We start from the raw sequence: 12,038 nt of genomic DNA on the forward strand, positions 1-12,038 counted from the left end.
TGAGATTGAATCGCTCTGATTTTCGAATCAGGGCGATTTTGTATTTTAGGCAGGAAATGCCACTTCCTATAAGGAAGAGTACACCCTTAGACAGACTATAGAGGAGGAAACACCGTGTCGACGTATACATACTCTGCGGGTCCCGGCATGCTACCGACGGAAGTGATGCAAGAGATTCAACAACATCTTCTGACGTTTGAATATGAAGGCGTTTCGATTATCGAAACGAGTCATCGCTCCGCGTCTTTCCAACGTGTGGTCGACTCTCTTGAATTGAGACTGAGAAGACTCATGCATATCCCTGAGAATTATGCCGTACTTTGGTTACAGGGCGGGGCGACGTTACAATTTTCCATGATTCCGATGAATTTACGGAAACAGAATCGATTCGCTTATGTGGATACAGGCATTTGGTCTAAAAAAGCGATGGAAGATGCGAAACACTTTGGAGAGGTCGATGTCATTCATCCGTTGGTAGATGTGACGGGAGGGATGTCGTTTGAATCGAGCCTTGTCCAAGAGGTGGACTATCTCCATGTGACACTGAACAACACGATTGAAGGGACCCGATTTACACATATCCCTGAAGTCGATGTTCCGTTGATTGCAGATGCTTCCTCGAATATTCTAGCCGAGCAGATCGATGTGGAGCGCTTCGGGGTGATTTATGCCGGAGCCCAGAAGAATATCGGACCTGCAGGACTGACGGTCGTCATCATCCGTCGAGATTTGATTCAGTCGCTTCAGTTGCCGAGTTATCTTCAATATGCATCACATGTCGATACGTTATTCAATACACCGTCGACGTTTAGTATGTATGCAGCCGAGCGTGTATTGAAGTGGGTAGAAGACTGCGGAGGCGTCGATGCGATGGAACGATTGAATCGTCAAAAAAGTGACAGGATCTATTCCTATCTTGAAGAGGCGACCTGTTTTTCTCCAATTGTAAAGGGGGAACGTCGTTCATTGACGAACATCCCATTTACAACGGGAAATCAAGAACTGGATCAGCGCTTTGAGCGATACGCGTTAGAACGTGGCTTGCTCGAACTCGGTGGCCATCGTTCGGTAGGGGGCTTACGTGCAAGTCTATATAATGCGATGCCGCTAGAAGGGGCAGAACGCCTCGTCGACGTCATGAGAGCATTCGAGGAGGAGACCCATGTATCACATCAAAACATTTAATCAAATCGCTGCCGCTGGTCTGAAACGATTCGAGCCAAGCGAGTACGTCATCAATGCATCGGATCAAGCCGATGCTTGGGTACTGAGAAGTCATCAAGTCCACGAAGAGGACATCCCTCCCTATCTTCTCGCCATCGCCAGAGCTGGGGCCGGTGTCAACAACCTTCCGCTCGATCAACTTGCGAAACGAGGAATCGTCGCATTTCATACACCTGGCGCGAATGCGAATGCGGTGAAAGAGCTCGTCCTTGCGAGTATGATCCTCTCAGTACGGCCTATTGTGAAAGGTTTCAATTGGGTGAATGAACAGACTACCGCATCGCAATCTCAATTAGAAGAAGCGATGGAATTGCAAAAACGACAATTCCTCGGAGCGGAGTTGCGAGGTAAAAAAGTGGGGATTATCGGTCTAGGAGCCATCGGTGCGTCGCTAGCCAACGATCTTCTCCAACTCGGGGTCGATGTCATCGGATACGACCCTCATCTCTCGGTTGATGCCGCTTGGAATATTTCGAAACATGTCACGCGTGCCAAACACTTAAGTGAAGTACTGGGCAACGTTGATTTACTGTCGATTCATATGCCTTTGACTGAGGAGACTCGATTCAGCATCGACCGGAGTTGGTTTGAGCGAATGAAACCGGGGATGACTGTTCTGAACTTTGCGCGAGGAGAGCTCGTAAAAGATGGTGACTTACTGAAGGCATTCCATCATCATGTGGGACTGTATGTGACCGACTTCCCCCGTCACACGCTGATCGGTCATCCGCAAGTCATGGCATTGCCTCACCTCGGTGCATCGACTAAAGAGTCGGAAGTCAATTGTGCCATTCAAGCCGTGGAGACGCTGAAATTGTATCTCGAGACAGGGAATATTCGGTCGTCCGCTAATTTTCCGAACGTCGAGCTTCCATACACGGGTAAACGCCGTCTTGGGATTTTGCATCGAAACGTCCCGAACATGGTCGGTCAAATCACGGGAGAACTTGCCTCACATGGATTGAATATCGATAACATGGTCAATCGTAGCCGCGGGGAGATGGCGTATACGTTGATTGATTTAGACAACAGCGAGCATGAACCGTTATCGATTCATGCGCTGTATGAAATACAGGGCGTCATTCGCGTCCGGGAATTTTAAGGAGGATCCTTATGGTCGTATTTAAACCGTTCAGCCCTTATATGCCAACGCATCCGGAACGTGTCGCCGCAGACCCGTATGATGTCGTGTCGATTGAAGAAGCGCAAGCCGTCATTTCAGAAAATCCCGATTCCTTTTTAGCAGTTGATAAGCCAGAAGCGCTTCAATCTGACCTTTCCCTTGAGAAGTGGGGGGAGCTGGCGCGTCATGAGCTAGAACGTCTCTATGAAAAGGAATTGACGGAACGTCCGAACGGATTTTACGTCTATCGATTGACATCGGGACAACGTCAGCAAACAGGTCTAGTCGCCACCTTTTCAGTCGCGGATTATGAAGCCGGTCGCATCAAGATTCACGAACATACACGGGAAACGAAGGAGCGGGAACGTGTCGAGCATGTCCGGGCGACGCGAGCGCACACCGGTCCGATTCTACTCAGTCATCCTCCACATGCAAACTTGAAGCAAATCTTACATAAAGCGACTGACGGAGACCCGTTATTCTCGTTCACGGATGAACGAGGCGTCATGCATGAAGGATTCATGATTCCAAACCGTGAACTCGCTCGTGTCATGATGATTGGCGCGACCATCCCGTCGATCTACATTGCGGATGGACATCATCGTGCGAAAGCGGCAGCGGTCGTTTCCGGGATGAGTGGGGATCGTTCTCAAAAGAATGAACGTTCACACTTCTTAGGTGTCCTCTTCCCGAGTGACGAATTGACGATCTTGCCATATCATCGCGTGCTGACAGCGATAAGTCCTGAAGAGGTAGAGAATATGTTAGACGGACTCTCGTTTTCATACATGATCGAGGAAGAGGATCATCTTGTCCTGCCGAATGAACATGGCGTCTTCGGAGTCGCCTATCGAGGGAAGTATTATAAGTTGACGAAACGACAAGAAGACCCGGCGCTCGACGTTGCCATCTTACAGCGAGATATTCTCACGCCATACTTCAACGTTGAAGATATCCGTACGGATGCGAGAGTCGATTTTGTCGGTGGAAACAAGACGGTCGTTGAATTAGAGAAGCTGACTCAGATGCCGGACCGATTGCTTTTCACCTGTCACGAAACGACGATGTCACAACTGATGCGCGTGGCGGATGATGGTGGCCAGATGCCTCCAAAATCGACCTGGTTCGAGCCGAAATTGAAGAGTGGTTTATTCATTCATCGATTCGATTGATGGCGCAGGCTGGAAAGAACAGACGAAAAGCGTTATAAATGGAATGAGAAGAAAGGGGTGGCCGAAATTGGCTAAAGCCGTATATCTTCACATTCCATTTTGTGAACATATTTGTTATTACTGTGATTTCAACAAGGTGTTTTTAAAAAATCAGCCTGTTGATGATTATTTAGATGCATTAGAACGAGAGATGGTGTTGACGCTCGAGGCGTTTCCGACAGAGCGGATTGATACCATCTTTATCGGGGGCGGGACACCGACCGCGCTCAATGAGGAGCAGATGGCGCGCCTGATGGACATGGTCCGCCGACACCTTCTGCCACTCGCGTCAGACGACTTAGAGTATTCTGTCGAAGCGAACCCGAACTTTGTGAGTGCGGAAAAACTCGACACGATGAAAGCAGGTGGCGTCAACCGACTCAGTTTCGGTGTCCAGACGTTTGATGATGGTGGACTTGAGCGCATCGGGCGGACGCATCGGGCGGATGATGTGTTCGAGACGGTAAGCGAAGCGGCAAAACGCTTTGACAATATCTCGATTGACCTGATGTTCGGTCTTCCGGAACAAACCCTTGAACAAATTGACCGTGATTTAGCGCTAGCGCTCCAATTACCGATTCAACATGTTTCCTCTTATTCGTTGATCCTCGAGCCGCATACCGTCTTTGCGATTCAAGATCGAAAAGGGAAGCTCCGTTTACCGGGGGAAGATGTCGAAGTCGAAATGTACTTGAAAGTGATGGAGACGCTTGAACGCCATGGTCTCAAACAATATGAGATCTCCAACTATGGCTTGCCTGGTCGAGAGAGCCGTCACAATCAAGTGTACTGGCGCAATGAAGAGTATTATGGATTCGGAGCCGGAGCGCATAGTTATTTGAATGGGACACGTCGCGCCAATATCGCTCCAATTCCTCACTATATTAAAGCAGAAGGCATCCCTGTGAAACGGGTGACCGAACTAGAAGAAGTGGAAAAGATGGAAGAAGAGTTATTCCTCGGCCTGCGTATGCGTTCCGGGGTCTCGCTTCAGACGTTTGAACAAAAGTACGGAGTGTCGCTCGATGATGTGTTCGGTCACGTCATCGAAGAGTTGGTGAAGAAGTCACTGATTGAACGGACGGACACACATATCCGTCTAACGGCATCCGGTTTGCCACTCGCCAATGAAGCCTTTGCAGCCTTTATTGGAGAAGCAAAACTTGAACATGCTGATTCATAAAAAAATGGACAAGTCCCTCGTGAGGATTTGTCCATTTTCTTATATTACAAGACGAGATCACGATAAAGCGGTGTAAGCCGACCGAACGTGTCTTCGACCAACGCGAGAAATGCGTCTTCATTTTGAAGAATCGACGCATCGGCAGGAAGTTGACGGCCGATCAAGAAATCAGCCTTTTTCACAGTGCCGAATCGCTCAAGTAGCGATTGAATGTCTTCAGTTGACGTATCTTCAACAAGTAACGCTTCTTTTTTCATATGGTCGCCAGCGATATGGAAATCAGGGAATGTTGATTTCAAATCGATTTGTTGCAGGTGTTTCGCGATGGCGTCCTTGTTCGGCATCTCATAGATGAACGCTAGCCAGATGAAGACACGATCGTCGAAAAGCCCAACTTGTAAGTGCGGATGTTTTTTGTACCCACGTTTGTCGTGACAAATCGCCATCCACGTATCTTTCGGTGGGTTCACCGTCCGACGAGCGTGCTTCGCCACATGCAAATAAAGAGGGATACCGACATCAGCCTCAAGCTCTGGCCCGACCTCGTCATAAATCCGATGGAAGAGTGGTTGAATATCCGAACGGATGCCAGACATTCGTTCGTCAAGTCCATCCTGTTTAAATACATTAAATTGTTTTGTTGTAAACATATAATCACCTCATCATCTATTCTACCGAAATAGGCTTTTATTTTCATTTCGTAGGTTTGTCATCGTGAAAAAAGGTGAAAAAATCCGAGTGTATGAATTGACAAATAGTGAGAACGTGATAATATTTGAAGTGTGATTAGCACTCGTTAAATATGAGTGCTAATAAAGCGGGGTAACCTTTTCAGAGAGGAGTGATGTTGTGCTGACAGATCGACAATTGCTCATTCTTCGAGCCATCATTGACGATTACATCCAGACGGCTCAGCCGGTCGGTTCTCGAACATTGTCAAAACGGGACGATTTGACGTTTAGTTCAGCAACGATTCGGAATGATATGGCCGATTTGGAAGACATGGGGCTGATTGAAAAACCGCATACTTCTGCAGGTCGCATCCCGTCAGAGGTCGGCTATCGATATTACGTGGACCACCTCGTCGAGAAGCAGATCATCGACGAACGGGAGACGGGTCGACTAGAAGAACGTTTGAAACAATCTTCAAAAGAGTCTGAGATCTTGATTCGACAAGCTGCAGATCTCCTTTCTGATTTGACCAATTATACGACGGTCGCCCTCGGTCCGAACAGCCAAATGGAAACGTTGGCCCGTGTGGACTTTATGCCATTAGACGAGCGGCGTGGTGTCGTTCTCATCGTCACGGATCAAGGTCACGTCGAGCATCGTACCGTCATGTTTGAATCGCGTGTCGCTCCTGACGTCATCGAGGAAACGATTCGACTGTTGAACGACCGCCTTGTCGGAACGCCAATCGGACAATTGAAAATCCGGATTGGGGAGGAAGTTGCCAAATTGCAACTCGCTCAGCGTCAGCAGTACGAGAACATGATGCAACTGATTCAATCGACGGTCGGAATCCAAACGCCGTCTTCGCTTTATCTCGGGGGCAAGAAGAAGATCTTCAACCAACCCGAATTTCAGACGCTCGACACGTTACGCCCATTCCTAGAATGGATTGATGAGCAAGAACGATTGACGCACTGGCTCGAATCGTTGCCAAATCGTGAGATTTATGTGAGCATTGGGAGCGAGAACGGAATTGTCGCCCTTCAAAATTGTAGTGTCATCACCTCGGATTATACACTAGACGGAAAAACATTCGGTACAATCGCTATGATTGGTCCAACGCGTATGAATTACCGTCATGGTGTCCAAATGATGGGACAAATTATCGAAGCGTTGCGACGAACGAAACTAGATGAGTGACGGAAAGGAGTTTTACTATGACAGCAGATCACCAAAACGGGCATGAGCAAGATGACGTGCTGGAAGAAAAATCTGTAGACTCGGCACAAACAGAAGAGAATGAGTCAACTGAATCAAATGAAGATGAGGTTTTAAATGCTGAGATTGTGGAAGAAAGTTCTGAGGGGACGGACTTACAAAAAGAAATCGAAGCGTTGAAAGCGAGCGAGCTCCGCATTCGTGCCGACTTTGACAACTTCCGTCGTCGGACGAACGAAGAGAACGCCAAACGCGTCAAGTTTGCTTCACAGTCTGTCATTGAAAAATTGATTCCGCTCATTGACAACTTTGAGCGTGCACTTCAAGTAAACGCAACTTCGGAGGATGCGAAGCAGATTCAATCAGGAGTCGACATGATTCATCGGCAACTGCTTGACGTATTAAATGCTGAGCAAGTCGAAGTGATTGAAGCAGTCGGACAGCCGTTCGACCCGAATTTCCATCAAGCAGTCATGCAAGAACCGAGTGATGAGTTCGAGTCAGGTATCGTGACGATGGAGCTCCAAAAAGGATATACGATGCACGGTCGAGTCATTCGCCCGAGCATGGTAAAAGTTGCAGAATAATACTACTTAACGAGACGGAGGAATAAACGATGGGTAAAATTATCGGTATTGACTTAGGGACTACAAACTCATGTGTGGCAGTAATGGAAGGTGGCGAAGCAGTCGTCATCTCGAACGCAGAAGGTAACCGTACGACTCCTTCTGTTGTCGCATTCAAAGGAGAAGAGCGTCAAGTCGGTGAGGTCGCGAAACGTCAGGCCATCACGAACCCGAATACAATCCAATCAATTAAACGTCACATGGGAACGTCACATACAGTAGACGTAGACGGCAAGAAATTCACACCACAAGAAATCTCGGCAATCATTTTGCAGAAGTTGAAGAAAGATGCTGAAGACTACCTCGGTGAATCAGTCACGGAAGCCGTCATCACAGTTCCTGCATACTTCAACGACGCGGAGCGTCAAGCGACAAAAGATGCTGGTAAGATTGCTGGCCTTGATGTCAAACGAATCATTAACGAGCCAACAGCTGCGGCACTCGCTTACGGTTTAGATAAAGGCGAAGACCACACGATTTTGATTTATGACCTTGGTGGCGGTACGTTCGACGTTTCGATTCTTGAACTTGGTGACGGTGTATTCGAAGTTGTCGCTACAGCTGGTGACAACCGTCTCGGTGGAGATGACTTCGACCAAAAAGTCATCGACTACCTCGTTGCAGAATTCAAAAAAGAGAATGGCATCGACCTCGGCAAAGACAAGATGGCACTTCAACGTTTGAAAGATGCAGCTGAAAAAGCGAAGAAAGACCTTTCAGGTGTGACAAGCGCACATATCAGCCTTCCGTTCATCACAGCAGGTGAAGCAGGTCCGCTCCACTTGGAGATGACACTCACACGTGCGAAATTTGAAGAATTGACGGCTGACCTTGTCGAACGCACAATGGAACCGACGCGCCGTGCCTTGAAAGACGCAGGACTCACACCGTCTGACCTCGACAAGATCATTCTCGTCGGTGGTTCGACACGTATCCCTGCTGTTCAAAAAGCAATCCACGACTTCACGAAGAAAGAGCCATTCAAAGGGGTAAACCCGGATGAAGTTGTTGCACTTGGTGCAGCAATTCAAGGTGGGGTTCTTGCTGGAGACGTGAAAGACGTCGTTCTTCTCGACGTGACTCCACTCTCACTCGGTATTGAAACAATGGGTGGCGTGATGACGAAACTCATCGATCGCAACACGACAATCCCGACATCGAAATCACAAGTGTTCTCGACTGCGGCCGATAACCAGCCTGCTGTTGACATCCACGTCCTTCAAGGGGAACGTCCGATGGCGCCAGACAACAAGACACTTGGTCGCTTCCAATTGACGGATATTCCACCAGCACCACGTGGTGTGCCACAAATCGAAGTTAAATTCGATATCGATGCAAACGGAATCGTTCACGTATCGGCAAAAGATCTCGGTACGAACAAAGAACAATCGATCACAATCCAATCTTCTTCAGGTATCGATGAGGCGGAAATCGAGCGCATGGTGAAAGAAGCCGAAGCGAACGCAGAAGCAGATAACAAACGTAAAGAAGAAGCAGAACTTCGCAACGAAACAGACCAACTCGTCTTCGCGACAGACAAGGCAATCAAAGACCTTGGTGAGCAAGTAGAAGAGGCGGACAAAGAAAAAGCAGAAGCTGCGAAAGAAAAAGCGAAAACTGCTCTCGAAGGTTCAGACCTTGAGGCGATCCGTACAGCCAAAGACGAATTGTCAGCTGTCGTTCAAGAGTTGACGCAAAAAGTATATGCTAAAATGGCTGAACAGCAAGGTGCTGAAGGCGCAGAACCACAAGCGGAAGCGAAACAGGACGATAATGTCGTGGACGCAGAGTTTGAGGATCTCGACGACCGTAAATAAACAGCCGTTGTAAAGGAGAGCGCCAAAGCAGGTTTCTGCTTTGGCTCTTTCCATGTTAAGGTAGAATCGGTAAAATCGATACGTAGTTAGTGAGGATAGGAGCGAGAATAGTGGCGAAACGAGATTATTATGAAGTGCTCGGGCTCGACAAGTCGGCCTCGGCACAAGACATCAAGCGGGCATACCGAAAGTTAGCCCGTCAATACCACCCGGACATCAACCAAGAGGCAGATGCTGCTGACAAGTTCAAAGAGATTGGTGAAGCGTACGAAGTGCTCTCAGATGAACAGAAACGGGCCCAGTATGACCGATTCGGTTTCGAAGGGGCCAATCAGTTCGGAGGAGGCGGTGACTTCCAAGGCGGCTTCGGAGATATCTTCGACATGTTCTTCGGAGGCGGTGGACGCCGTCAAGATCCGAACGCACCACGTCGCGGTGAAGATTACCAGTACGTCGTCGATCTTGACTTCATGGAAAGTGTCACTGGGAAAACGGAGACGATTGAACTCGAAATCGAAGTGGAATGTGACACGTGTATGGGAAGTGGCGCAAAACCGGGCACGAAACCGGAAACGTGTAATCGATGTGGCGGTAGCGGCGTCGAGACGGTCGAACAGAACACGATTCTCGGTCGTATGGTCAACCAACGTCCATGTAGCCAGTGTCATGGAAGTGGTAAGACGATTAAAGAAAAATGTCCGACGTGCCATGGCTCAGGTCATGTGAAGAAGAAACAAACCGTCGAGGTCAAAATCCCAGCCGGTATCGATAACGGTCAACAGATCCGTCTCTCAGGTAAAGGTGGTCCAGGCGTGAACGGTGGACCAGCAGGGGACTTGTACGTCGTCGTTCGTGTCAGAGCACATGAGATCTTTGAACGTGTCGACCAACATATCGCAATGGATATGCCGATCACATTCGCCCAGGCTGCTCTCGGTGCGGAAATCGAAGTACCGACAGTTCACGGGAATGTGAGCTTGAAAGTGCCTGCAGGGACACAAACCGGTTCGAAATTCCGTTTACGCGGTAAAGGAATGCCGAGTGTTCGTGGTGGTGCAAATGGTGACCAGTATGTCAGTGTCATTGTGATGACGCCGAAGAACATGACAGACCGTCAAAAAGAGTTGCTGCGTGAATTTGAAGAAATTAGCGGAGAGTCCGGTGTCGAAGAGGAACATGGCATGTTCCAAAAAATGAAAAAGTTCTTTAGTCACTAAAAGGAGTGTGTACGAACGATGAAATGGTCTGAAATTTGTGTCCACACGACACAACTTGCGGTAGAAGCAGTATCCAATTTGCTACACGAAGTGGGGGCACAAGGTGTCGTCATCGAGGACGTGGAAGATTTCGACAGAATGATGGCGGAGGACCATTTCGGGGAGATTTGGGACGTTTCGGATCGTGAGACGTATCCAACTTCTGGCGTACACGTCAAAGCGTATGTCCCGGCCTCGGGAGATTTTCAAGATTTACTTTCAAATCTGAAAAAAGAAATCGAACGACTACGCACGATGCTCGATATCGGGTCAGGAGACGTCACGGTCGCTGAAATCGATGAAGAGGACTGGGCACACTCTTGGAAGCAGTATTATAAGCCGGTAAAGATTTCGCAACAACTAACCATCGTTCCTTTATGGGAAGAGTACACCCCGCAGCCGGAAGAGAATGTGATTTTGCTTGACCCGGGTATGGCGTTCGGCACAGGAACGCATCCGACGACAATGCTCTGCATTCAAGCGATTGAGAACTACATTCAGGAAGGTGACCGTGTCATTGATGTCGGTACAGGATCGGGCGTATTGTCGATTGCTGCTGCGAAACTCGGAGCGACAAACGTGAAGGCGCTAGATTTGGATTCAGTCGCCGTTGAATCGGCTCGTCAAAACGTTGAGACGAACGGAGTGGGCGAACTCGTTCAAGTGGACACAGGTGATCTTCTGAAAGGAGTGGAAGGGGAGTATGATTTAGTCGTGGCGAACATTCTCGCTGACGTCATTCTCCTGTTCATCGAAGACGCCTATGCACGTACGAAGTCAGGTGGTCGCTTCATCACCTCTGGAATTATCGGAGAGAAGCGGGCTGAAGTGACGAATGCTTTGGTCGCTGCTGGATTTGAGATCGAAGAGACGCGCGTGATGGAAGATTGGGTCGCGATTATCGCCAAGAAAGGGTAAGTTATGCAACGTTATTTTTTGACTAGAGAAGCCTTTAAAGGCGAAACGGTGACCCTTCCTTCCGACGTGGTCCATCACATCGGTACAGTCTTACGACAAGGTCCTGGATATGAGATGGTCCTATTGGATGGTACAGGTGTTGAGTATGCCTGTGTCGTGACATCACTTGAGAAAAAGAGCGGGGAAGCGAAAGTCATGTCATCGCGCCAGGCGACGACGGAATTGCCGATCGAGGTGACTTTGGCGTATGCACTCCCGAAAGGAGACAAAGTCGAGCTCGTCGCCCAAAAAGCGACGGAGCTTGGCGTCCACCATCTGTTGCTGTTCGAATCGACGCGCTCCGTTGCCAAATGGGATGGAAAGAAAGCTCCGAAAAAAGTGGAGCGGATTCAAAAGATTATGCAAGAAGCGGCTGAACAATCCTATCGTGCCGTGGTACCGACTTGCACATATATTTCTCCGAAAGAGCTCCAACAGAAAATAGATGGCTATGATGCCGTCGTCATCGCATATGAAGAGTCGGCAAAAGAAGGGGAGCAGTCTGCTTTCGCGCAACTGTTGACTCAACTGAAACCGAAACAACGCGTTCTCGTCATCACGGGACCTGAAGGTGGATTCGATGTGAACGAAATCAATCAATGGATTCAGGCAGGAGCGACTGCATGTGCATTTGGACCACGAATTCTTCGGTCTGAGACGGCGCCGCTTTATGCATTATCTGCAATCTCTTTCGCGCTTGAGCTGAACAGATAATATGAAAAACGGATGACCCGATCGAGGTCATCCGTTT

Annotated in this window: 11 protein-coding genes; 10 read left to right on the forward strand and 1 reads right to left on the reverse strand. The window is 48.6% G+C overall.

The window, feature by feature from the left end:
• The first annotated feature begins 114 nt into the window (after window positions 1-114).
• The 4 genes from serC to hemW are packed head-to-tail and all read left to right on the forward strand — an operon-like array spanning window position 115 to window position 4,741.
• Window positions 115-1,185, forward strand: a complete 1,071-nt coding sequence (gene serC / locus KD909_RS05570) for a 3-phosphoserine/phosphohydroxythreonine transaminase (protein WP_211782623.1) — start codon at window positions 115-117, stop codon at window positions 1,183-1,185.
• A complete protein-coding gene (locus KD909_RS05575) occupies window positions 1,163-2,326 on the forward strand; it encodes a phosphoglycerate dehydrogenase (RefSeq protein WP_211782624.1) in 1,164 nt (387 codons plus the stop codon). Before serC ends, KD909_RS05575 begins: the two co-directional genes overlap by 23 nt.
• 11 nt (window positions 2,327-2,337) lie before the next feature.
• Window positions 2,338-3,519, forward strand: a complete 1,182-nt coding sequence (locus KD909_RS05580) for a DUF1015 domain-containing protein (RefSeq protein WP_211782625.1) — start codon at window positions 2,338-2,340, stop codon at window positions 3,517-3,519.
• A 43-nt stretch (window positions 3,520-3,562) separates the two neighbouring features.
• Entirely contained in the window at window positions 3,563-4,741 is a 1,179-nt protein-coding gene (hemW, locus tag KD909_RS05585; protein WP_249199089.1) for a radical SAM family heme chaperone HemW, read from the forward strand.
• 44 nt (window positions 4,742-4,785) lie between these two features.
• On the opposite strand, the gene KD909_RS05590 is transcribed toward hemW, so the two are convergent.
• Window positions 4,786-5,391 carry a DUF1054 domain-containing protein gene (locus KD909_RS05590; protein ID WP_012726669.1) on the reverse strand — a complete coding sequence of 202 codons (606 nt, stop codon included), beginning with the start codon at window positions 5,389-5,391 and terminating at the stop codon, window positions 4,786-4,788.
• Between the two features lie 199 nt (window positions 5,392-5,590).
• On the opposite strand from KD909_RS05590, the gene hrcA reads away from it, so the two are divergent.
• From hrcA to KD909_RS05620, 6 genes are all read left to right on the forward strand, one after another.
• Window positions 5,591-6,613 (forward strand): heat-inducible transcriptional repressor HrcA, encoded by a 1,023-nt coding sequence (hrcA, locus tag KD909_RS05595; RefSeq protein WP_012726668.1) that lies wholly within the window; start codon window positions 5,591-5,593, stop codon window positions 6,611-6,613.
• A 17-nt stretch (window positions 6,614-6,630) separates the two neighbouring features.
• Window positions 6,631-7,218, forward strand: coding sequence for a nucleotide exchange factor GrpE (grpE, locus tag KD909_RS05600; protein ID WP_012726667.1), 588 nt, complete (start codon window positions 6,631-6,633; stop codon window positions 7,216-7,218).
• Window positions 7,219-7,247: 29 nt separating this feature from the next.
• The gene (gene dnaK / locus KD909_RS05605) at window positions 7,248-9,074 is read left to right on the forward strand and encodes a molecular chaperone DnaK (protein WP_012726666.1); all 1,827 of its coding nucleotides are present in this window, start codon (window positions 7,248-7,250) and stop codon (window positions 9,072-9,074) included.
• A gap of 110 nt (window positions 9,075-9,184) precedes the next feature.
• Complete coding sequence (gene dnaJ, locus KD909_RS05610) at window positions 9,185-10,291, forward strand: molecular chaperone DnaJ (RefSeq protein ID WP_012726665.1); 1,107 nt, start codon at window positions 9,185-9,187, stop codon at window positions 10,289-10,291.
• Between the two features lie 18 nt (window positions 10,292-10,309).
• Window positions 10,310-11,248 (forward strand): 50S ribosomal protein L11 methyltransferase, encoded by a 939-nt coding sequence (gene prmA / locus KD909_RS05615; protein WP_211782627.1) that lies wholly within the window; start codon window positions 10,310-10,312, stop codon window positions 11,246-11,248.
• A gap of 3 nt (window positions 11,249-11,251) precedes the next feature.
• Complete coding sequence (locus KD909_RS05620; protein ID WP_211782628.1) at window positions 11,252-12,001, forward strand: 16S rRNA (uracil(1498)-N(3))-methyltransferase; 750 nt, start codon at window positions 11,252-11,254, stop codon at window positions 11,999-12,001.
• Window positions 12,002-12,038: the final 37 nt, after the last annotated feature.

The sequence above is a fragment of the Exiguobacterium sp. PFWT01 genome (assembly GCF_018255795.1).
Taxonomy (GTDB): Bacteria; Bacillota; Bacilli; order Exiguobacteriales; family Exiguobacteriaceae; genus Exiguobacterium.